The following is a 21,210-nucleotide window of genomic DNA, read 5'->3' on the forward strand; positions in this document are numbered from 1 at the left end:
ATCGGGGGAAGTGGGTCGCGTTACGCCAACGGCGTTCCGGTTATGGGACGTGACCTGCCAGCAGCTTCAGTCCTCGCAAATACCCAGTCGCGATAGCCAAGACGCGTATCGCCATTGGCGACCTCGGCCTGCCAGTCGGCCGAGGGATATTCGGGATCGTCAATCCATGAATCGAACGCTTCTGCCCCTCGCGTAGAGGCGGATCCCGCCAGCCGTCGCGCCAGTTCTTCCTGGGCGCTGGCAAATTCCAAATGATCGGCGAATATCGCGCACCATCCTCCACCAAAACTGCCGCGGCGTGGGCGTAAACACCCATAGCTCCAGACGAACCCGACAGGCGCTACTTCCAAGCTCTCCTGGCAACAGCGCCGGATGAGTTCGGCAATCGGACCTGGCTGGAAGTCGGTCGTGCCATAGATGGCGACGATGCACTCGGCAGCGCCCGCTATCTCGATCTCGGCCCCGAAATCCGGGAAGTCGGGATCGTCGAAGATTTCGAGCAGGGCATTGAACGGATTGGCGAGATCGGTCGGCATGAATGCAGCGAGAAATTCGGCGCTCGGTTCGCATGGAGCAAGGTCAGCCAGCAGATCGGACGCGTGCTGCCATGCCTCCTCCATCAGCGCGCTTTCACGCGCCGTGCAGGTGAACGCGAAGGATCCTTGAACATAATGGTCAGCCATGGATTGTCTCTGTCATTGCTTCATCGGTCGGCTCTTCATCGACCAGCACCAGCGGCGGCGGGTTCATACGCGCCAGCCTATATTCCGCCTCGATTGCCGCGATGCTTCCCAGTTCCCGGATATGCTCGATCGAAAATATCTGCTGGTCATCCTGCGTCGTGAGAAAGTTCTGCGGTTCGCCATGGCCCTGATAAATGACGCGGACAGAGGGGAAGCTTCCGCCAAATCCGTCTGACCATCGGACATAATGGAGACCAAGACGTCGGCAGCTTTCTTCGATTTTCTCGAAGCATCCATTGGCCACTTCATGATCCATGAGCGTGAGAGGGTCGGTTGCTGGAAGATATGCGGGATCGAATGGCGTGCCGTCCCAATCGATAGCAGGATTATCGTGGCCGATCGCTTGGACGAAATCGGGATATTGCGAGCGGAGAATTATTCCGCCGATCATGATGTGTGCGGATACGCGGTCGGACATGGCACGCCTTTCCTTGATACACGATACTGCTCGTTCTCCCCCTTGCTCTTCCCACCTCTCCTTTCGCGGTGCGGATGAACGCCCTTCATTCCTGGCTTGCAAATACAGCATATTCCCGTTTAGCTGCTGCAATCCTCATCCGGTGATATCCGGCATCTTCCCTTCATTCCTCAACCGGGAGTTCCTTCGTGGCCGATACCGAGCAGTCTGATTTCACCGCAATGACGGTGCAGTTACTGAGCGCCTATTTCTCCAACAATCAGGTTCCAGCCGGCGAGATTGCCGGGATCATTGAAGCGACACGCGGCGCATTGGAACGAAAGGCCCAGGTGGAGGCCCCGCCAGTAGCGCCCGATCATGTTCCCGCGGTCTCGGTCCGCAAGAGCCTTGGCTCACGCGAGCACATCATCAGCATGCTTGATGGCAAGCCATACAAGACCCTCAAGCGGCATCTGGCGGTCAATGGTCTGACACCGGCCGAGTATCGCGAGCGCTATAATCTTCCCAAGGATTATCCCATGGTCGCGCCTGCTTATTCGGAACAGCGGCGCATCGTCGCGCAAAAACTCGGCCTTGGACGGCGGGTTGGCGCGGAAACGCAGGCTGCGGCACCGGTGGAGGAAGCATCGCCAGTTGAAGAGGTGGCACCTTTGGCAGAGGCGGCACCGGTTATCGAAGCCGCGCCGGTAATTCCAACGGAAGCTAAGCCCAAACGCGGGCGGGTCAAGGCCGCGGCTGCCGAGCCTGACGCTCAGCGGGATATCGCTCCGGTAGAGACTAAGCCTGAGCCAGTGCTGCCCGAAATGGCGTCGGCAAAACCAGCCAGGAAGACATCAACGTCCAGGAAGTCCCCCCGCGCCAGCACGAAGACACGGCCCGCCTCGCAGGAGGTGACGCCTGCGCCGATGACTGTGGAAGCCGTAAAGCCGGTTGGCAAAACAAAAACCGCGGCGAAAGCCACAAAGCCCAAAGCATCTGCATCTGCGGAGGCGAAAGGGACCCGACGGCGGACGTTGAAGTTAAACCATGTGGCGGATGAAACACCAACGAAAGCGTCCGCGGAGTAAGGCGCTCAGGCGAAGTGTGGGTCCAATGATCCGCCCTTCGCCTGCTCTGAGTTCTAAAAACGCAGAGCGATAGCCACCAAGTGCTGACCCGTCTTGTGTCAGGCACGTTCCGCAATGATCCGTGCGAGTATCTCGCCTGCCCGTTCGGGCGGTAAAAACAATCTGGTCTTGAAAGCGACGACCTCCGTGAATGCGCCACAAGCCTTCAACCAGGTCCGATCCTCTGGCCGATAGTCCCGTATTTCGAGGCGCGGACTGTCGTTGACATGAACCCGGGCAAGCCTTGCCGGACCAAGACCTGGAATCGACACTCCGCCGGCGGAACGCGCACCTTCGATGATTTCGACGGGACCAAGAGCTGTCGTGCCATCGAGGCCAAACTCCCTTTCGATCCGTTCGAGGGCGGCTGGATGGATGATGCGCCCCAGGATTGAACTGCCCGCGCCGTCATCGATCCGCCACACGCGCACATCATCTTCGGGCAATTTATGCCATACTGGCAGCAGCAGGCCGGTAGCCATGGTGATGGTTTCGACCATGAAATTCTTCACCGCTTCGGCTACTTCCTGTTCCCAAAAGACCTGGAATGCGTCGCGATCGATCTGGTGCCAGTGGCTGCCGCTCAAGGCCGCAACAACCATGCGCGCCTGACCGGTCGGACGAATGAGATGGCAACGTTCGATCCATTCGCCTTCTTCGTCCTGTCCCGGCCAAGTCGGGATACACAGTGCGACCCGACCGGAACGGCCATTATGGAGCCACGCGATATTGTCGATGCCCTTGCAGACGAGTTGCAGCGCAGCCCAACTGGTAACCGGCGGGCGTCGGTGCAGTTTCAGGCGCAAAAGCCTTGTCTCGGCGCCAGTCACAGGATCTGTGCGCAGGAGCCGGTCAGACAAAAGTTCCATTTTGTCGGCGCGGATCGTCTCGATGCCCAGGTCAAGCGTGCCGGCTGCGCGCGCCGCCTCGACGCGGTCCTCGACCAGCCCCAAAAATTCCTCGAAGATGCTATTCTGGGTCGCGATCCGCAGGGCCAAGATGCGGTTGAGCCAGCGGTGAATGGGCGGCAGGCGTTCCAGCAGTTCCCCGCCCTCGTCGCAAATTTCAAGACCCGTCATGTCCTGAAAGTCGGCGAGCGAGACGCTGCGGAGCTTGCCTTCATAGAGAAGATGGAACCATTGGACGAGCGCATCGCGGGCATAGTCCGATTCCAGGTTGTCGGAAGGGTCGAACAGATTCTGCGATCCCGTCTGGCGCTGCCCCCTGGTCAATGCGCCGAGCGCTTCCAGACCGCGGATGATGGTGCTGAGGAAACGCCGCTCCCCGCGACAATCGGTGGTAAGCGGTCGGTAGACGGGTGGCGTCAGCTGGTTGGTCCGATGGCTGCGACCGAAGCCCTGCACCGCCGAAAGAATGCGAAAGCCAAGTTCCAACAGAAAATGCGTGCGGCGCTTATGTGCGCTCGAACAGCCCCGATCGGAATGCATGGATCGCCCTGTGCTACCGGCCAGGGAGAAGGCGGCGATGGACTTGCGGCCATCCTGAAACGCCTGAACCTCGAACAGATTGGCGCGCGCGCCACGCCTCTCGACTTTTTGTCGACCGGTGGTGTCGGTCACAATGCGTCGCGAGCGCCCCGTAATCTCGGCAACGCGGTCGGTTCCGAAATGCGCGATAAGTGCATCGAGCGCGGTCGGGATCGCGGGCAGCGCACATAGTTCCTCGATCAGTTCGTCACGTGCGGCTATCGCCTGCCGACAAAGCACCGGATGGCCTTGCGCATCGGTCATCGGTTCGGCGCGCATCGCGCCATCGTCGGCACGAAAGACCCGCATCTGGCGCACGGGAAAGCCATTCTTCAAATAGTCAATCAACGTCTCCTTTGGCGAAACCTGAATATCCATCATCGCCCGTTCTTGCGCGGAGAGTTCGGAGAGACGCCGATCCATGATGGCCTCGCCCGTGCTCGCAAGTTGTACCAGCACGGCGTTGTCCAAGGCCAGTTCCTGCTCGATCGCCTTGATGAGCGAGGGCATTTTCATGCTGACCAGGAGACTGGAAAAGAAGCGCAATTTCGCGGATTCAAAGGCGCTGAGGGCTGATCCCCGCGCCCGGGCGTTCTGGGTCTTGCCCGATATCCTGTCGACTATGCCGATCTCGGCCAGCACATCGCGCAATCCGCGATGAATAATGCTCCAGCTATCGGCATAAGCATCGTAGATCGAAATCTGATCTGGCGTCAGCGCATGCTCCAGCGGCTCATATTCAACGCCCGCAAAGCTCAACGCCCGGGCCGTGTAGAGGCCCATGGCCTTGAGATCCCGGCACACGACCTCAAGGGCTGCGATACCACCTTCTTCCATGGCCTTCATGAACATGTCGCGCGTCGCAAATGCAGTGCCTGGTCCCCAGAGTCCCAGGCGAACAGCATAGGAGAGATTGTCTGGCCTCGCCGCGCCCGTTGCAGACATGTAGAGAATGCGGGCACGCGGAAGCGCATTTTGGAGCCGGACGCCGGCCAGGCCCTGTTCCGAGCCTTGGGCTTTTCCGAAATCATTTTCGGTCCCGCCCGCGTGCGCCATGGCGTGAGATTCGTCGAAGACGATCACCCCGGCAAAATCCTCACCGGTCCAGTCCAGTAGCTGTTGCAGGCGCGAGGCTGTATCGTGGCGTGCAGAGCGCAGGGCGGCGTAGGTCAGGAAGATGATGCCGCTTTCCATCGTGATCGACGTGCCCAGCGGAAAGTTTGCAATGGGCTGAATATCGATGGCAAGCCCGCCCAGCGCCGTCCAGTCGCGGCGGGCGTCCTCGATAAGATCGGCCATGGAAATCCAGATTGCGCGGCGATTGGCCCGGTTCCACTGATCAAGAATGATTCCCGCCGCCTCGCGCCCCTTGCCCACACCCGTTCCATCGGCGATGAAAAAGCCGGTCCGATAGAGTTTGCCATCCCGGTCCTCGATCAGGCGATCACCGGCAAGGTTGGCCGAAAAGCAGCCGACAAGATCGCGTGCATGCGCTTCACCGGCATAGATGATGGTTTCAAGCTGCGCCTCTGACAGCGCCCTGACTGCCCGGGTCTGGAGCAGGGGCTGATAGCGCGGCACCGGCAGGAACACCGAAGCCATGGCGATGGATTCGACAAGGTCATCGGGATGCCTGGAAACGCCATCAATAGCGATCCGGGCGGGCCGCCAGGCTGAATAAATGCCCACGGTCTCGCCGGGAGCAAGCGGCTCCTCCCGAACCGTGTAGGTGACAGGCCGCGCATCATTTGCCACCGCTGCGACCCGCGACGGCGGCGCGAGCCTTTGGACGCCCGTAGGGGCAAAGAGACTTTCGGCCGGGATATTGATGACGGGTCGAGAGGGCAACAGAGCAACGGCTGGTGGCGGAACGTGAGGCGGCGGCTGGAGATCCAGCCGATCGGGGATGGCGAGGACAAGGGCCAGGGCAGCTTCGATGTCGCCAGCGACCTGGCGATCCGGCTCGCCGACCCATCCTTTGTCGAAGACCAACAGTCGCACATCGATCCCCGTTCCATGTTTGGCATAGGGGCTACCCAATATGGTGATTTCGACGCGGGGCGGCACAAGCTCTGCGACTATATTGTAGCTCAGTGCTGCCGAGCCTTCGGGAGAAAAGCTCGCCGGCATGATTGCGACGCAGCGCCCGCCAGATGCGAGGGAGGCCAGTGCGCCACGCAGATGGCGCGCACCGGCATGGCGATCGATCCCGCGGCCCTTACTGCGGCTGAAGGGTGGATTGATCAACACCAGCGTGGGAAGCTGCTCGGTGGTCAGCAGATCCTGGATATGTTCGGCATCATGGCCCGTCACGATCTGGCCCAGGCTTCGGGACAGCAGGTCTGCGCGTGCGGGATCCTGCTCGTTGAGCAGCAGCCGCGCGCCTGCGCGTGCGCCATGGACTGCCAGCATGCCGGTGCCGGCCGAGGGTTCGAGCAGGATATCCTCCGAGCGGCAGCGCGCTGCCATGGCCGCAAGCCAGGCGAGGCTGATGGGCGTGCTGAACTGTTGGAGATCGACCTGCTTTTCCGAGCGGTAGGTCTGTGTGGGCAATGCCCGTTCAAACTGCCGCAGTCGCTGGAAGATGTCGTCAGGCGTTCCTGCAAGAAGCGGGCTTTGCGGATCGGCGAGGTGCAGCACCTGCGCGGTTTCGAACGCATCATAGGCATCGCGCATCGACCAGGCACCGGCCGCGTCATCCTCGCCGAACGCCTGGGTCATCGTGCGTTTGAGCGACTGGCGATTGATCATGCCGCCATTGCGCAGGCGGTGGGCAAGGGAACGGGCGACCGCGAACAGGCGCGTGGGCGCATCCTGGGACTGCGAGAAGGCAAGTTGGGGCAAGGTCATGGGCACCTCATGCGAGAACGGGACAATCTTTCTGACCCCTTCCCGCTCTCCTTCATTTCGTTCCCTGGATAGTCTGGGCGACAGATCAGAACCGATGACGGGGATCGGCGCGCAGCTATGAAAGGGCATGGCTATTCCACTCGACTATCTCGACGAACTCGACCGGCTACTGCTTGACCAGGGCGAGAATTGCATGCTGCTGTCGCAACTGGACGGCTTCCTCACCGGAATCCTCGTTAGCCCCGATCTGCTTGCCCCAAGCCAATGGCTGAAGAAGATTTGGGCGGGTGATGACGGCACGGGCATGCTGGAGTTCAGCGAAATGGGCGGTCTGCAACATTTCACCGATCTCGTCATGCACCACTATCATGTCATCCTGGCCTGCCTGGACCAGCCGGGCAGCTTCGAACCGGTGCTGGAGATCGATACGCGGTCGAACGAGACATTATGGGAGTTGTGGATCGAAGGCTTTGGGCAGGCGATGGATCTTGCACCGTCGGGATGGCAGCGCATCCTCGAAGACGATGATGCCGGTTGCCGCGCCGCGATCGAGGGCATCCGCGAGCTGCGCGCGTTCGCCGATGGCACAAAGACGCTTTCTCTCACTGCAGAAGACCGATGGGATCAGGAAGCACCCGAGCTGATTCCGATCTGGGTCGAAATGCTGCACCAGTGGCGGGTCGAAAATGACCCTGATCGACCGGTTACCATCAAGCGCCAAAAGACCGGCCGTAACGATCCATGCCCCTGTGGGTCAGGCACCAAGTACAAGAAATGCTGCGGCCTGAATTAAATGATCACCTACAGCGGCTTGGCCGTCAGTTCGACGATTCTCTGCGCCCCTGCAAACGGCAAGCGGCCTGCCTCACCTCGCTGAAGGCAACGGACGATCGACATCTGTCCGGCTAAAGTCGTCTCCGACGAACAGCAGCGGGCAATTCCGCTCCTTTGCGATCTCATAGGAGAAGCAGTCCCCAAAATTGAGGCCGGCAGGATGAACGCCCTTGCCCCATTGGGCATAAGCGTCTGCGACGCGTTTGGCAGAAGCGGCATTCACCAGGACGATCTCGATACCGAGCCCCTCAATGAGGCGACGCGCCTCTGGGCCCACGTTACGCCGTCCGGCGACAATCAAGGTCTCGGCCAGTGTCCCTGATGACATCACTATCGCGCCTTCTTCGCGTTCAAGAGCAGCGATACAGGTTTCTGCTTCCGGTTCATTGAACAATATTGCCATGATCGCCGACGTATCGACCGCGATCAACCGGGCATGCCCTCATCGCCATAAAGGAAATCCTGACTATGCGCCGCATCCGGGCCGGTCGTAGCCTTGGCCGTGGCGGCCATGCGCACCTCTTCCAGCAATGCGCGGCGGCTGGCCCGATCGGAAGGCATTTTGACGGGTACAAGGCGGACTGCAGCATGGCCATGACGGGTCAGGATGATCTCGTCCCCTGCTTCCGCACGTCGAACGAGGTCGGTGAGTTGGCCTTTCGCGTCAGATACGGAAATATGCATAGATGGTTATCCCTGACTATGGAGATCGATGTTTTATTTTAGACCATTGAATAGTCCAATTCAAGGCGCAAGCCCGGGGGCCGGAATGAATTCCCGGCCGCCGGGTCGCATTCAGGCGGCTTGCGCGAAGCTTTCGTCGCCCGCGCTGTCGCCTTCCTCGTTCACCCCGTCCGCAAGGTCGCCCCCGCTATGGTCGGACGAGGTCGACGCGGCGCAGGGTTCCGGCACGGCGAACCGCATTTCATCAGGCAGCCAGGCGAGCGCACGTTGCTGGATCTCGGGCTCGATAATGACATCGCCACCAAATAGCCGCTCGGCCGATGCGGCCAGATCGTGCTTCTTCGACCCGGAATAGCGCATGCGAAGTTCCAGTCCGCCAATCTCCTCGAACAAAGCGAGGATGCCGGGCTTAGTCAGCTTGTCGAAATAGGTCAGCGCCGTCGGCCGCCACCAGGCCGCGACATCGATACCCATCTTGCGCCCCAGATGATCGAGGAAGCCCGCCTCGCGTCGTCCTGCAGGAACCGCGTGGAGCGTACGCGCGATCGCACATCCCAGCCAGGCCGCGCGCGCTCCATCGGTGAGGGCACAGAAGGCGTCATAGCGATCCGGAACGGTCTGGTGTTGGAGCCAGCTGCGATCGAGCGCCTCGTCGAGGTTCGTCCATTCACCGGCGGCAGCCGTTGCCGGCTTGAAGTCGGGGAGGAGTCGGGACGGTGCGGAGGCCCGCAGATCGCTCGGCATGTCAAAGGATCCCAGGCGGGATTCGCGGTCGACCATGATGAAGGTGCCCAGACTCAACGCGAACGCAGGATCGCTGGCGACGTGGACGGCCAAGAGCTCTGTCTTCATCATCGCCAGCATTTCGCGAAGGCGCTGGCTCATCGCCGGACGAGCGTCGCCCACGATGCTGCTATCCTGCATTTCGTCGCCGGCGTCATCATCACCCTCGTCGCCCTCATTGTCGCCCTCGCCGCTCTCCTCATTGGAAACCGGCGCGACATAAAGCTGGTGATGGACATGCGGAGTACCGTCGGGAGCCAGCACGACATAGGCGAGCGCAGAGGCTTTTTGTTCAGCGTCAAGCACTAGCGCGCGTTCAACGATCATCGTCAGTTCTGCCTGAAGCGCGGTATAGCGCTGCTCCTCGTCATCATGGGCTTCATAATCCTCATCGTCGGCAAGGCGCTCGATGTCCGCGATCTCATCCTCGAGCTCCTGCTTGCGCGCTTCCTGCTCGTCCGTGAGCGGTTCGGGAGCGCCTGTCAGTGGCTGCAGCGCATAAGTTTCCATATAGGGAATATGAGCACCGGCGACGACGCGAACCTCTCCCAGGCCCTCACGCTCGCGGATCGCCTCGGCCTGAGCTGTGAGTTTCGCCTCGGCCAGTTCATCGAGGATATGGGTGTCGATCCAGCGCTCGTCGGCAGCGGTGGAAAACAGATCCGCGTCCTCAACACGGCCGCCAGCTGCGATATAGGCATCGCGCCCGACCAACAGGGCCTTGGGATCGTTCGCCCGGTAGCTGTAGCCATTGAGCGCCCGTCGGATTTCATTGACGTTGTCGCGCGAATAGCTGTTGCGCAACGCTTCCCAGACCGCCGTCTGACGACCGGTGTCGGCAGTGGTCGCATAGGCCTTGGCGATATCGAGGGTGATTTCATCAGCTTCAAGCGCCTCGAAGATCGGCTGGGCTAGGTTAGCAAGACGCAGGCGCCCGATTACGAAACGTTCCTCGATGCCGAAGCGCTTGGCGATTTCCGCTGTGCTGCGCCCCTCGACCTCGATCAGATCGCGAAATGCCAGGCAGTCTTCGGCAGGCGACATCTGAAGCCGATCATAGTTTTCTGCGAGGCTGATTTCACGGCCGTCTTTCGTATTGGTGAGAATAAGGACAGGCACCTCATGATCGGGCGGCAGCGTCCCCTTCTCGATCAGGCGATGGATTGCATCAAGGCGTCGGCCACCGGCCGTGATCCGATAATGGCCCTTTTTGCGGGACACCGGCACCCCGACGAGATTCTGGATGAGACCATGTCCCGCGATGCTGGCTTCGAGTTCCGCGTCAGCGCGCGGATCAGTCCGCTTGCGCACATTGACGGGCGACTTGGTGAGATGGGTTGCCGGGACGAGGATGGATGGCTTGGTCATGCAACAAACTCCGCAAAAGCTGCGGCCCGCACATCGAACCGCGCATCCCGTCCCCTCCCCCTCTCCTTTCGATTGCGCAGTTTTGACGCGTGACGGCACGATGCCGTGACGCTAGACACGGCAGCTGCATAATTTCAGGAGGAAGTTTATGAACAATTCCGAGCTGGCTGAAGCGCTCACCGCCGATCATGGAATGACCAAGGCGGATGCACGCAAACTCGTCGACGCCCTATTCGGCGCGATTGCCGACGCGGCAGCCAAAGGCGACGAGATTTCCCTGAACGGCTTCGGCAAGTTCAAGGTGAAGGACACAGCAGCGCGCGAGGGCCGCAATCCGGCCACCGGCGAAACCATCGCGATCAAAGCTTCGAAGAAGCTAACGTTCACGCCCGCCAAGGCGATCAAGGATCGTCTGAACGGTTGAACGGCGTCGGCTGCCCTGTTCCTGGCATTGCAGGGCAGCCCTTCGTTTCATAGTGATCAGGCAGCGCGCGGCCGGCCTTCCAGGACGTCCGCCCAATCATTGCTTGGCGATGGTGGCCATGCGCTGATGATCTCCAGGCCAGGGCGTTTATAAGCAAGGCGCGCATTTTGGTTCGCCTTCCAACCGGCCGCATCCCTGTCGAACAGCAGGACGAGCCGATCGAGCCAGTCGGGTAAAAGAATATGTCCGGCCCGCTCCGCCCCAAGAACCGCCCAAACCGGAATCCCATGCAGTTGCATCGCCGCCAGCGCGGTTTCGATGCCTTCGGCCAGGCCGAGGACCAGGCCGGGAGGTACAAGTTGTACTGCGCCGCGACCCGGACGCCCGAGCATCATACGGGGATCGGCCAGATCGCTTGCCCGGGTGGCGACTGTCGGATCGAGGAAGGTGCGGTGAATGGCGACGATCCGACGCCGCTCGCGCACGGCTGCGATCATTGCGGGCCGGAACACCGCGCTGCGGCCTCTTCCCAGCGGCGTGCGTGAATTATAACGCAAATCATGCCAGGGCGGCGTGAGCGCACGTTTCGACAGATAGGTTTGCGCGGGCGTACCGGTGAGATTCGCCGATGCATCCCATATGCGCAGGGCGGGGCCTGCCCCGGCTTGAAGCGACGGTGGCTTGCTCGACAAATCCGAAATATGTCGCTCCGAATGGGGGGCGCGTAAATGCCGGATTGCCCGCAGGACGTCTCTCCTGTCGCAACCCGCAAAACATTTGAAGAGCAATGCGCGCTCGCCGACGCGGATCGACAGGCTGGGATTATGGTCATCATGGGCCGGACACAGGCATAGGCCTCGATCTTTCTGCCATGTTCCGCCCAGCTTCCGGCACAGGCTTGCCCCCTCAAATTCCAGTTCAAGAGATTTCATCGGCGTCAGCTGCACTGGCGGATTGTCTTTCATGTCTCGTCGAGGGCCTGCGAGAGTATCAAAAGCGCCGACGCCAGTTCGCACTGGACCTCAGCAACTTCGAGACTCAGCCTGCGGGCTATCGCCGGATAGGTAGAACCCTCGACGCAATGGGCTAGGAAAACGGCGCGAGTTTGCTGCGGCAAATCCGCAATCGCGTTGCGGAGCTTCGTCATTCGCATCGAATCGCAGGACGCCAAGGCTTGCTGCTCCACCCATATCCATCCCCTCACCCACACGCCTTCAGGCGTCTCCTCGACATAGGCCTCGTCCGCATCGATACGCAGCACCGGTGCGCCTTCCAGTCTGCTCCTAGCGACTGCAACTGCTGGATGCGGCCCCGCGTCCAGTTGCGCTGTAATGGCATTGAGACGCCCAAGCAGATGCGCGCGACGCCGACGGCGCGAAGGCGGCCAGCCTCCGGTCACAAGATATGTTTTAATGTCTTGCAGCAGAGCACGGACTTCTAAATATTGCATGGCAACCGGATCCCTCTGGGTTCTTCCGCTCGCCTTGCCTCCTCTCTCCTTCGCGAGGCTCGATCCCTGCAGAGCAGCGCCCGGCCGAACGTCATGTTTCCGGGGACCATGGGAGGGGTTCGTAAGCGCCAAGCCTATCGCCAGCTATGATCCTCTGGCGTCGCTGCCGTAGCGTGACCGGTTCGGATTGCTTGCAAAACAATCTGTTAAACCCGATGCGGAACGACTATGTTTTCGAAAGGTTTTTGTTTGAAACAGAATGGCTGCAACCGGATACTGACGGCAAAATAAGCTTGAATGATATGGTTGGAGAGGACGCCGCTTCCGGTTGCCATGAACTGGCGAAGGGACACGCCCTTGAACGAGGAAGACTATTCGGACCGGCTTGAACGGCTCAGCACGCGCAAGGGCGACTGCCTGCGAGAAGCCGCCAAAGGCTTATCGTCCAAAGAAATCGGGCGGGTTCTGAACCTGTCCCCTCATACCGTGAACAACCATATTCTGGAAACCCGGCAGATACTCGGGAACGTCTCGCGATGGAAAGCAGCCCAGCTTTTCGTGGACTGGGAGTCTGGCAAGGGGGGGCAGATTATACCCCCCTATCCGATGACTATTCCCGGTGGAGCCCATTGTGGGTCAAATGCGTCTACCGAAACCAAGGCGGACGCACAGCCAGCGCAAGAGGAACTCGAGGATCTGTTCGCAGAAGGACAACGCCGATATGGCGTTCGCAAACAGCCCTCCTCCTTGCTCGACATCGTGCCGTTCCGCGCAGCCGGGAGGCAACGCAATGACCTGAACGGACCTTCCACCCTGATCGTGTTCGCGATCCTCACGCCCATGATGCTGTTTGCCGTAGGGGCCGGAATTTCCCTGCTGTTGGTACTCAACGACCTTGTGGCAAAATAGAGCAGCACATCCTCAAATCCATTACCATGACCTGCCCTGATGGACGGGAAGGAGAAACCATGCGTGCTCAACGCCAATCCGTCGCCAAACATGTTGCCGAGCGTTTATTCGCTGCCGAAGAGGCCATCGACATCGCAGCCGCCCGTATTGCCGAACTTAACGCGGCGTTGCCGCTTGCGCGACTGGATGCCCGTATATCGGCTATGATTGGCCAGGACGCCATTCAAAGCTCCGCTTCGGCTATGCTGCTCGTTGCAGAAACACGCGAGAAGATCGTCATCACCCACGCCAATCTCAAACATGCCAGTGACGCCATGGGATTGCCGGAGACCAGCTATGGCGACCTTCTCAAGGTGGCGACGGCGGGCTCCCGCCCCGAGGGACAGCATCTCCGAGCGGTATGATGCTTCCGCCGGGAGAAATTGACGGAGCGGGACATTTGTCGTTCCTCTACGTCATGACGCGACAAGTCCTGTTTCTGGCTCTTCTGCTTCTGAGCAGCGCCTATGCCTTCATTAAGGGTGGCCAACCCGAGCGTATCGGTGCGGCCACCCTGCTAGGCGGCGCAAGCCTGACTGTGTTTGTCGCGTCTCCTTTCGGGATCCGGTTTCAGGGCGTCGAAGCCGGCATCCTGATCATCGATTTGCTGATATTGGGCATTTTCCTATGGCTTTCAATTCAGAGCACCCGTTTTTGGCCGATCTGGATCGCCGGGATGCTGGGCGCCGAAGTCATCATTCATGTTGCCCTGATGATTGCGCCCAGCGTGGTTCCCCGTGCCTACATGCAGGCGCTGGCGGTATGGAGTTGGTTCGCCCAACTGGGCCTGATCATCGCCACCTGGCGGCACCAGACGCGATTGACACGTTTGGGTGCCGACGCGCCCTGGAAGAACTGATCGGCCTTACCTGTCCTGATCGCGCGCAGGAACTTTCGGAACGCCTCTTCGCCCGCTTTGGCTCTCTTGGCGAAACTCTCTCAGCGCGTTCGGCGGCCAGGATCGAATTGCTGGACGGCTCGATCGAGGTCGAACAAACATTCCTCAGCTTCAGGCGTGCGATGACACAGATGTTGAGGGCCCCGCTCATGCAGCGGCCGATATTATCCAGCGATCAGCTTTTGCTCGATTATTTGAGGGGCGATATGGCCTATGACCCGATAGAGCGGTTTCGGGTTCTGTTCCTCAATGCGGGCAACGAGCTGATTGCGGACGAGGTGATGGGTGTCGGGACCGTGTCTTCAGTCCATGCCTGGCCCCGAGAAATACTGAAGCGCTGCCTTGATCTGGAGGCAACGGCGCTCCTGCTTGTGCACAATCATCCCTCAGGTTGCCCCAAGCCATCGAGCGCCGATCGCAATCTCACAGCGAAGATCGCCCACGCAGCGCGCTGTTTCAATATCGTGCTTCACGATCATCTGATCGTTGCCCGCAACGGAACGATCAGCTTCCGAGGGGCCGGATACCTCTAGGTTTCCGGCCTCACGACTATCCCGGTATTGCCACGGAGCGAAAGCATCCGTGGAAAGGAGGTCGATGCGATGACTTCTGTTGCCCATGAGCAGAATCAAGACGCCCGCACCACTGCGGTCGATCATGCACGCGCGACTGCCTGTCGATTGCTCATCGCTCTGGATGGGAAACTGGAGAAACTTATGGGCCGCGCCCTACTCTCCCGGGCCTATTGGCCATCGCTGCTAGTGATCTATCTTGCGGAACTCGAAGGGAAGACCCTCTATCAAACCGGGCTGTCGATCGCGGATGAAGAGCCCGCCGTCAATGCACATCGCCGGACCGGCAAACTCGTGGAAATGGGCATCCTCACTCGTGAACGGGACCCGCGCGACTATCGGCGAAAAAATCTGGCCATGGCACCTGAAATTCGCCTCCTGCTCGACGAGGCGATTGACGCCTTGTTTTTGCTGCCAGGACTGTCTGGCGATCAAAAATCTTTGCAACTGTCAGCAGCGGCCTTGATACGTGATGCCGGAATGCGGTACTATCCTGACAACAGTACCGATACTGGAGGATCTGTCATGGACATCGTTCGAGGAAAGATCATCGCGGGCGGGCGCGTTGCGCTCCCAGCGGATATGAGGCGTTCACTCGGACTGCAAAATGGCGATACCGTGCTTATCGAGATGAACGACGAAGAGATCCGGATACGGCCAGCCCGATCTGCCCTCCGTCGGATTCAGGATCGGCTGCGCGCCTTCGCCTCGAGTGAAGGATTGGTATCCGAGGAACTGATCGCCGAACGGCGGGCCGAGGCGTCGAGTGACTGATAGGCTCTATGTGCTGGATGCGTCTGCGCTTCTCTCGTTGTTATTCCAGGAGCCGGGTGCTGATCACGTGGAAGCTCGACTTCCTCGCGCCTTGGTTTCAGCCGTGAATTATCATGAAGTGCTGGCGAAACTGATTGATCGCGGCGTCAAGCCGAACGAGGCAAGCTCCATGCTGGCGGAACTCGATGTCGATATCATCGCTGTCGATCGGGAACAGGCGAATATTGGCGGAGCTTTCCACGCTGCTACCCGTAGCGCTGGCTTGTCGCTTGGAGATCGCTCATGCTTGGCTTTGGCCCAACTTCATGATGGTGTGGCGGTGACAACCAATCAGGCATGGACCACGCTGGACATTCCCGTCCAGGTCGAGCTGGCGCGGTGATTGAAGAGCTAATATGAGACCGGATCGATGAAGACGGATATCAATCATCTCCCTGCCAACAAGCAGCGCGAACTCGACCATGTCGTCGAAATGCTTTTCCAGGGCTTCCGTGAAGCGACACAGGATGCCAAGGGCAGGAAAAAGTCTGCTCGCATCCTCAAGGTCATCCTTTTTGGCTCCTATGCGCGAGGCGACTGGGTCGATGCACCACTGGATGCGAACCAATTCAAATCCGATTACGACATATTAGTGATCGTCAATCAGAAGGAACTTGCCGATCGGGCTGCTTATTGGGCCGAGACCGAGCAGCGCCTCGTCGATGCCTATCTTGTCGAAAGGAGCATTCGGACGCCCGTCAATTTCATCGTGCACTCGCTCCAGGAGGTAAACGACGCGCTAGCCCATGGACGCGTCTTGTTCTCCGAGATCGTCAAGGACGGCACGATCCTTTATCAATCAGACGATCGATTGCTGGCGTCGGCAAAGCCCAAGACGCCAGAGCAGGCTTATCTCGCAGCAAAAGAATATTTCGAAGAAATGTTTCCTGCTGGCATGAGGCGTTTTGAAGGCGCTCAATTCTATATTTCTGAAGGCTATCTTCGGGACGCAGCTTATGATCTCCAGCAGGCCACGGAACGGTTGTACCAATGTGTTCTGCTGACCCTGACTTTCTATACGCCATACGACCATAATATCATCTTTCTACGATCCTTGGCCGAAGGCCTCGACAGGAAGCTTTTCGATGTCTGGCCGCGCGGTACAAAGGCCGAACGTTCCTTGTTTCAGAAGCTCAAGGAAGCCTATCGCAAGGCGCAATATTCCAAGCACTTCAAGATTTCGCTCGAGGAACTTACCTGGTTGCAGGCGCACATCCAGACGCTCGGGGAATGCGTGCATGAAATCTGCACCAATCATATCGCCGAATTGAAAGCAGCTGCTGACCGGCTGGAGAGTTAGCCGATGGAGCAATTTCGCCCTGCAAAAGCTTGATCCGCCCTTCCTCCCTCGATAACATTGGCCGTACGGGTTGGAATGCTGGCAGCCACCCGCAGGATTATCCTGTCAGGTATTTCGACGTTCGACATACGGGTCGGACGGCCTACCTCCAAATCTTGGAGCGTAAGGTCCACCTCACACAGCTTCGCCCTCGCTCCGCGCGCGGGTCGGCACTGCCGTATGTGAGGAACCGTGTCTTCATGCCGCCGAAAAATATCGATCATCCGAGTGCGCTGACGGAGAATGGCACGCGCGAAAAAATCAGTCTGGAATTTGTCGATGTACGGCAGATTTATGAGGTCGAGGCACCGCGGCTCCGCCGCTATTTCCAGGCTCGCATGCATGCGGGTGATGACGCGGGCGACCTGGTTCAGGAATCCTTTGCCCGTTTGCTCGGATGCTTGGCCAAGACCAGCCTGCCAAGGCCAGCGGCCTATTTGCAGCGGATCGCGCGTAACCTGCTGCTCGATCGGCGCAAGCGTCTGGAGACGCGCCTTGCTGCATTCCACGTGCCGCTTGGCGAACAGCATGACCCGGCGGTGGCGCCTGATCAGGCAGTTCGCATTGAGGTCGAGGACATGATGCATGCTTATCGGCGTGCACTCGGCGAATTGCCCGAAAGGACACGAAATGTTTTTCTGCTCCACCGGGTCGACGAACTGACGTACAAGCAGATTGCCGGTCGGCTGGGCATTTCCATCCCAACCGTGCAATATCATGTCGCGCGCGCGCTTGCCCATATCGATGCAGCTTTGGAACAGGAATGATGGACGATACGCCGCCACCACGTCGTCATGGCAAGCTACGAGAAGAAGCCGCCGACTGGTTCGCCATCATGCGTAATACTGAAGAAGCGGATATCAGGCGCAAGGAATTCGAGGCCTGGCTGGCCTGCGGCGCGCTACATCGCGCCGCCTATAGCCGTATCGCCGAAACTTACAGCGTAGGCAAACATCTAAAACAGGACGATGCAGGCGGCGGAGATAACATCTCGGAAGCCGTTCCGGCGCGCCTGCCCGCGACGCGATCGAGCGAGATACGAAAGCCCCTGCTAATTGCAAGCGCCGTTGCCTTACTTTCACTCTGCGCGCACTGGGTATTGGGTGTAGGCTTGACCAATCTTGCCGGGGTCCAACCCCCTTTAGATGCATCGCTAGCATCCACGCGTGTACCATTGCGACTGGCTACATCCTCAGGTGAGATCCGTTCATTTCGGCTCGACGATGGATCTCTGGTCGCCCTTGATACGGATAGTCTTGTGTTCGTGCGCTATGATGCATCCCGACGGGACCTCCTACTTGTGCGCGGACGCGGGCGATTCACGGTCGCGCACGAAAACCGGCCATTCACTGTCCATGCCGGTCGAAGAACAGTTGTCGCACGCGGCACGATTTTCGATGTCGCGATCAGTGCCCGGAACCTCGTAAGAGTACACCTCATGCGCGGTGCCGTGGACGTCAAGGACCAGTCCCAATCGACAATCAGGCTTTCGCCGGGGCAGCAGCTGCTATTGTCGGCGACACCCAGGAGTTCCCCACAATTCGAAAAAGCGGCGATGGAGGATGCTCGATGGCCGGACGGCTTACGAGATTATACCGATATAAGGCTAGCCGACCTGTTTGAAGAAGCCAATCGCTATGCGAAAACTCCCCTGCTTGCCGCCACGCCAGAGGTGAGCGATATTCGGGTGTCCGGTAAATTCCGCATAACCGATACGCACCGCCTTGCCGGTAATCTGGCCGATCTGCTCGCGTTGGCGGTGATCACCAGTCCGGCCTCGATTTCGCTTGCGCGCGATTGTCCCACCAATTCCGGGGAAAATTGCCGGTCACCATCATAATCGGCTCGTCAACGTCGTCGTAGTTCCCATGGAGCCGGAAAACGAGCCGGCATGATGGGGGCGATGATGACGAATAGTCGAATGAGAACGTTCTGTTCAGCGATAGCGATGGCAGCGGCGATTGCCCCGATACCGACCATTGCTGCGTTGAATCATGGACAGGAATTTCAGCTGGAGCGGCAGGATCTGGCGAATTCCTTGGCCATGGTAGGCCGCTCGACCAATCATGAGATCATCTTCCAGCCACGATTGATAAAAGGACTACAGGCCCCTCCTTTGCGCGGCCACTATACGACGATCGACGCAATCGAAGCTCTGATCAAAGGAACGGGCCTCGAAGCTGTCGATCGTGACGGAGCTATACTTGTCCGGGAGCGATTTTCTGCAACAGAAAGTGAAAAAGGCGAGGGTCGCAAAACCGCCATCATAGTGACCGGTACGCGCATTCGCGGCGGTCCATCTGCTTCATTGGTCGCTACCATCGATCGTCAGGAAGCCTTGGCAGCCGGACAGACCGATCTTGGTCAGATCATCCGCGATTTACCGCAGAATTTCGCTGGCGGTCAAAATCCAACTTTATCTGCAGCCGGGCAAGGCGGCTTCACAAATGTTTCCGGGTCATCCGCATTGAATTTGCGGGGCCTCGGACCGGATGCCTCGCTGACTTTGTTTAACGGCCATCGCGTCGCCTTCGATGCCATTAGTCAGGGAATCGATATTTCATCGATCCCGCTGGCCGCGATGGAACGGATCGACGTCGTAGCCGACGGTGCATCCGCATTATATGGTTCCGATGCTGTTGCTGGCGTTGCCAACATAACCCTGCGACGAGATATCGACGGCGTTGTCACGTCTGCCAGGCTGGCAGCGGCAACTGATGGCGGCGCGCTGACGCAACAGTATAATATCGTCGCTGGCTCATCGTGGCGCACCGGCGGGTTCATGGTGGCGGCAGACTATCAGGATTCTAGCCAGATCACCGCGCGTCAGCGATCCTACACCGCCAACGTCGCCCCCGATGCAACGCTCATACCCGCGCAGGACCAGATCAGCCTTGTGACAGCCGGTCATCAAGCAATCAATGATGCGATCGGTGTCGAGCTCGACGGTCATTACATGCATCGCTCCACGTTGCGATGTCTGATTGCAGTTATTGCCTCGAGTTGTTACGCGCAAGGCAGCGTGGTTGAATCGACCGCTCGGAGCTGGTCGCTATCCCCAACGCTGAAAGTCGAACTGGCGGCAGACTGGAATACCCGCCTGTCAGGAACTTACAGCAGAAGTGATACGAAGGTCGTCACCGGCGTTTTTTCTGCGGGCAGGGAGACCTACCGAGCGCTGCCAGACTATAGCAATGAACTGAAGGCCGCCGAAGTCGGCGCTGAGGGGCCTTTATTTTCGTTGCCTGGCGGCCAAGCGAGGTTGGCGGTCGGAGCTGGGTTTCGGTCGAACACCCTCACCATTGATTCACGTGCCGTTGTGGGCGGCGTTGAGACAACGACTGAAGCCCTCCGCGAAACCAGAGACGTGGCTTTTGCTTATGGCGAGTTATTCCTGCCCTTGGTGTTGCCTGCCAATGGCATCAGCCTCATCCGCAAATTGAATTTGATCGGCGCCCTGCGGTATGAAGATCATCATAATATCGATCGCGTAACCACACCGAAGCTGGGCCTGCTCTATTCGCCATTCGAAAGCGTCGAACTCAAAGGGAGTTGGGGCAAGTCGTTCAAGGCTCCCAATCTGTATCAGACCGGTCAGCTGACCAACGCACAGCTCGTTCCAAGCACACGATATAGTCCGGCCCCTCCGACAAATCTCCCGGTCCTCTACCTCTTTGGAGGCAATCCGGACCTCGCACCCGAACGCGCAACGACCTGGACGACCTCAGTGGCGATTACGCCGGCCTTTATGGATGGGTTCAAGGCTGAGCTAGGATATTTCAATATTCGCTATCGCAATCGCATAGCTGCCCCCGTCGCTTCATCAGGAAGGGCATTCCAGCCTGTCTATAGCAGCTTCATTCAGTCCAACCCTGGTGCTTCGGACGTCCTTTCCGCGATTGACGGAATAACGGGCGTGTTTACGAACCTGACGAACAGTGTTTTCGACCCGACCACGGTTTCAGCAATCTTCCGCAATTACCTGCAGAATATCTCGGTGCAAAAGCTGGAGGGCCTCGATTTCTCGGCAAGCTACCGTCGAGATCTTGGACCCTACGGGCAATTGTCGGTGAAAGGATCGGCGAGCTATCTTGACAGCATCCGGGAGATCGCCCCGGGTCTGCCATTGGTGGAGCAGGCTGGGATAATCTTCACCCTGCCGCACTGGCGTGGTCGACTTTTTGCAAGCTGGCAGCGGAACAATGTTATTCTGTCAGCCACCGCTACATATGTTGGGGAAACCAGGGACAATCGCCTTTCTCCGACCGTAAAAGTCGGTTCCTTCACCACGCTGGATACGGTGGCCATGATCCGCAGCAGCACTGAGGGCGGCCTGTTTGCCGGCGTCGAATGGCAGGTGGGAATTCAAAACATCTTCAATGCCAAGCCGCCACAAATTCGGGCCACCTACGCCGCCGAGGTACAGGCCGATTCTACAAATCACTCGCTTTACGGCCGGGTCGTCAGTTTCACTCTGACGAAGAAGTGGTGAT

General features: G+C 59.0%; 21 protein-coding genes. 13 read left to right on the forward strand and 8 right to left on the reverse strand.

What is annotated here, in order from left to right; all coding sequences use genetic code 11:
- Positions 1-20: 20 nt before the first annotated feature.
- Together BSY17_RS01135 and BSY17_RS01140 are read right to left on the reverse strand one after the other, a co-directional pair.
- Positions 21-683 carry a hypothetical protein gene (locus tag BSY17_RS01135; RefSeq protein ID WP_069064003.1) on the reverse strand — a complete coding sequence of 221 codons (663 nt, stop codon included), beginning with the start codon at positions 681-683 and terminating at the stop codon, positions 21-23.
- The gene (locus BSY17_RS01140; RefSeq protein ID WP_237236194.1) at positions 676-1,272 is read right to left on the reverse strand and encodes a hypothetical protein; all 597 of its coding nucleotides are present in this window, start codon (positions 1,270-1,272) and stop codon (positions 676-678) included. Before BSY17_RS01140 ends, BSY17_RS01135 begins: the two co-directional genes overlap by 8 nt.
- 77 nt (positions 1,273-1,349) lie before the next feature.
- Here BSY17_RS01140 and BSY17_RS01145 point away from each other — a divergent pair, with 77 nt between their 5' ends.
- Entirely contained in the window at positions 1,350-2,228 is an 879-nt protein-coding gene (locus BSY17_RS01145; RefSeq protein WP_069064005.1) for a MucR family transcriptional regulator, read from the forward strand.
- Between the two features lie 98 nt (positions 2,229-2,326).
- Here BSY17_RS01145 and BSY17_RS01150 read toward each other — a convergent pair whose 3' ends face one another.
- The gene (locus tag BSY17_RS01150) at positions 2,327-6,604 is read right to left on the reverse strand and encodes a strawberry notch-like NTP hydrolase domain-containing protein (RefSeq protein WP_069064006.1); all 4,278 of its coding nucleotides are present in this window, start codon (positions 6,602-6,604) and stop codon (positions 2,327-2,329) included.
- Positions 6,605-6,731: 127 nt separating this feature from the next.
- Between BSY17_RS01150 and BSY17_RS01155 the strand changes: the two genes are divergently transcribed.
- Complete coding sequence (locus BSY17_RS01155; protein ID WP_069064007.1) at positions 6,732-7,397, forward strand: UPF0149 family protein; 666 nt, start codon at positions 6,732-6,734, stop codon at positions 7,395-7,397.
- Positions 7,398-7,469: 72 nt separating this feature from the next.
- On the opposite strand, the gene BSY17_RS01160 is transcribed toward BSY17_RS01155, so the two are convergent.
- From BSY17_RS01160 to BSY17_RS01170, 3 genes are all read right to left on the reverse strand, one after another.
- Entirely contained in the window at positions 7,470-7,868 is a 399-nt protein-coding gene (locus BSY17_RS01160) for a type II toxin-antitoxin system VapC family toxin (protein WP_069064008.1), read from the reverse strand.
- Complete coding sequence (locus BSY17_RS01165) at positions 7,865-8,122, reverse strand: type II toxin-antitoxin system Phd/YefM family antitoxin (protein WP_069064009.1); 258 nt, start codon at positions 8,120-8,122, stop codon at positions 7,865-7,867. The genes BSY17_RS01160 and BSY17_RS01165 overlap by 4 nt, the downstream gene beginning before the upstream one ends.
- Before the next feature lie 111 nt (positions 8,123-8,233).
- Positions 8,234-10,273: a ParB/RepB/Spo0J family partition protein gene (locus BSY17_RS01170; RefSeq protein WP_069064010.1), complete on the reverse strand. Its 2,040-nt coding sequence runs from the start codon at positions 10,271-10,273 to the stop codon at positions 8,234-8,236.
- Positions 10,274-10,421: 148 nt separating this feature from the next.
- On the opposite strand from BSY17_RS01170, the gene BSY17_RS01175 reads away from it, so the two are divergent.
- Positions 10,422-10,697: an HU family DNA-binding protein gene (locus BSY17_RS01175; RefSeq protein ID WP_069064011.1), complete on the forward strand. Its 276-nt coding sequence runs from the start codon at positions 10,422-10,424 to the stop codon at positions 10,695-10,697.
- A 56-nt stretch (positions 10,698-10,753) separates the two neighbouring features.
- Here the strand turns inward: BSY17_RS01175 and BSY17_RS22145 are convergent, their stop codons facing one another.
- Together BSY17_RS22145 and BSY17_RS20730 are read right to left on the reverse strand one after the other, a co-directional pair.
- Positions 10,754-11,662 (reverse strand): DUF7146 domain-containing protein, encoded by a 909-nt coding sequence (locus tag BSY17_RS22145; protein WP_171899159.1) that lies wholly within the window; start codon positions 11,660-11,662, stop codon positions 10,754-10,756.
- Entirely contained in the window at positions 11,659-12,147 is a 489-nt protein-coding gene (locus BSY17_RS20730) for a sigma factor-like helix-turn-helix DNA-binding protein (protein WP_083216960.1), read from the reverse strand. The genes BSY17_RS22145 and BSY17_RS20730 overlap by 4 nt, the downstream gene beginning before the upstream one ends.
- A 357-nt stretch (positions 12,148-12,504) precedes the next feature.
- On the opposite strand from BSY17_RS20730, the gene BSY17_RS01190 reads away from it, so the two are divergent.
- From BSY17_RS01190 to BSY17_RS01235, 10 genes are all read left to right on the forward strand, one after another.
- Entirely contained in the window at positions 12,505-13,056 is a 552-nt protein-coding gene (locus BSY17_RS01190; protein ID WP_171899160.1) for a helix-turn-helix domain-containing protein, read from the forward strand.
- Between the two features lie 59 nt (positions 13,057-13,115).
- The gene (locus BSY17_RS01195; protein WP_069064014.1) at positions 13,116-13,460 is read left to right on the forward strand and encodes a hypothetical protein; all 345 of its coding nucleotides are present in this window, start codon (positions 13,116-13,118) and stop codon (positions 13,458-13,460) included.
- Positions 13,457-13,954, forward strand: a complete 498-nt coding sequence (locus BSY17_RS01200; RefSeq protein WP_237236200.1) for a hypothetical protein — start codon at positions 13,457-13,459, stop codon at positions 13,952-13,954. The genes BSY17_RS01195 and BSY17_RS01200 overlap by 4 nt, the downstream gene beginning before the upstream one ends.
- A complete protein-coding gene (locus BSY17_RS01205; RefSeq protein ID WP_083216961.1) occupies positions 13,858-14,526 on the forward strand; it encodes a JAB domain-containing protein in 669 nt (222 codons plus the stop codon). Before BSY17_RS01200 ends, BSY17_RS01205 begins: the two co-directional genes overlap by 97 nt.
- Positions 14,527-14,595: 69 nt before the next feature.
- The gene (locus BSY17_RS21775) at positions 14,596-15,339 is read left to right on the forward strand and encodes an AbrB/MazE/SpoVT family DNA-binding domain-containing protein (protein ID WP_237236202.1); all 744 of its coding nucleotides are present in this window, start codon (positions 14,596-14,598) and stop codon (positions 15,337-15,339) included.
- Positions 15,332-15,721, forward strand: coding sequence for a type II toxin-antitoxin system VapC family toxin (locus BSY17_RS01215; protein ID WP_069064017.1), 390 nt, complete (start codon positions 15,332-15,334; stop codon positions 15,719-15,721). Before BSY17_RS21775 ends, BSY17_RS01215 begins: the two co-directional genes overlap by 8 nt.
- A gap of 27 nt (positions 15,722-15,748) precedes the next feature.
- Positions 15,749-16,678 (forward strand): nucleotidyltransferase and HEPN domain-containing protein, encoded by a 930-nt coding sequence (locus BSY17_RS01220; RefSeq protein WP_069064018.1) that lies wholly within the window; start codon positions 15,749-15,751, stop codon positions 16,676-16,678.
- A gap of 29 nt (positions 16,679-16,707) precedes the next feature.
- Complete coding sequence (locus tag BSY17_RS01225; RefSeq protein WP_237236204.1) at positions 16,708-17,484, forward strand: RNA polymerase sigma factor; 777 nt, start codon at positions 16,708-16,710, stop codon at positions 17,482-17,484.
- On the forward strand, positions 17,481-18,557 hold the full coding sequence (locus BSY17_RS01230; RefSeq protein ID WP_083216962.1) for a FecR family protein: 1,077 nt from the start codon (positions 17,481-17,483) through the stop codon (positions 18,555-18,557). The genes BSY17_RS01225 and BSY17_RS01230 overlap by 4 nt, the downstream gene beginning before the upstream one ends.
- A gap of 51 nt (positions 18,558-18,608) precedes the next feature.
- The gene (locus BSY17_RS01235) at positions 18,609-21,209 is read left to right on the forward strand and encodes a TonB-dependent receptor domain-containing protein (RefSeq protein ID WP_083216963.1); all 2,601 of its coding nucleotides are present in this window, start codon (positions 18,609-18,611) and stop codon (positions 21,207-21,209) included.
- The last annotated feature ends 1 nt before the right edge of the window (position 21,210 follow it).

The organism is Sphingobium sp. RAC03 (assembly GCF_001713415.1).
In the GTDB taxonomy this organism is placed as follows: Bacteria; Pseudomonadota; Alphaproteobacteria; order Sphingomonadales; family Sphingomonadaceae; genus Sphingobium.

Excerpts from the sequence above, each read along its gene's own strand:
- BSY17_RS01235 (WP_083216963.1), top strand. The coding sequence starts at position 18,609 with ATGATGGGGGCGATGATGACGAATAGTCGAATGAGAACGTTCTGTTCA.
- BSY17_RS01135 (WP_069064003.1), bottom strand. The coding sequence starts at position 683 with ATGGCTGACCATTATGTTCAAGGATCCTTCGCGTTCACCTGCACGGCG.
- BSY17_RS20730 (WP_083216960.1), bottom strand. The coding sequence starts at position 12,147 with ATGCAATATTTAGAAGTCCGTGCTCTGCTGCAAGACATTAAAACATAT.
- BSY17_RS21775 (WP_237236202.1), top strand. The coding sequence starts at position 14,596 with ATGACTTCTGTTGCCCATGAGCAGAATCAAGACGCCCGCACCACTGCG.
- BSY17_RS01170 (WP_069064010.1), bottom strand. The coding sequence starts at position 10,273 with ATGACCAAGCCATCCATCCTCGTCCCGGCAACCCATCTCACCAAGTCG.
- BSY17_RS01140 (WP_237236194.1), bottom strand. The coding sequence starts at position 1,272 with ATGCTGTATTTGCAAGCCAGGAATGAAGGGCGTTCATCCGCACCGCGA.
- BSY17_RS01155 (WP_069064007.1), top strand. The coding sequence starts at position 6,732 with ATGGCTATTCCACTCGACTATCTCGACGAACTCGACCGGCTACTGCTT.
- BSY17_RS01200 (WP_237236200.1), top strand. The coding sequence starts at position 13,457 with ATGATGCTTCCGCCGGGAGAAATTGACGGAGCGGGACATTTGTCGTTC.
- BSY17_RS01195 (WP_069064014.1), top strand. The coding sequence starts at position 13,116 with ATGCGTGCTCAACGCCAATCCGTCGCCAAACATGTTGCCGAGCGTTTA.
- BSY17_RS01165 (WP_069064009.1), bottom strand. The coding sequence starts at position 8,122 with ATGCATATTTCCGTATCTGACGCGAAAGGCCAACTCACCGACCTCGTT.
- BSY17_RS01230 (WP_083216962.1), top strand. The coding sequence starts at position 17,481 with ATGATGGACGATACGCCGCCACCACGTCGTCATGGCAAGCTACGAGAA.
- BSY17_RS01220 (WP_069064018.1), top strand. The coding sequence starts at position 15,749 with ATGAAGACGGATATCAATCATCTCCCTGCCAACAAGCAGCGCGAACTC.
- BSY17_RS01205 (WP_083216961.1), top strand. The coding sequence starts at position 13,858 with ATGGAGTTGGTTCGCCCAACTGGGCCTGATCATCGCCACCTGGCGGCA.
- BSY17_RS22145 (WP_171899159.1), bottom strand. The coding sequence starts at position 11,662 with ATGAAAGACAATCCGCCAGTGCAGCTGACGCCGATGAAATCTCTTGAA.
- BSY17_RS01150 (WP_069064006.1), bottom strand. The coding sequence starts at position 6,604 with ATGACCTTGCCCCAACTTGCCTTCTCGCAGTCCCAGGATGCGCCCACG.
- BSY17_RS01175 (WP_069064011.1), top strand. The coding sequence starts at position 10,422 with ATGAACAATTCCGAGCTGGCTGAAGCGCTCACCGCCGATCATGGAATG.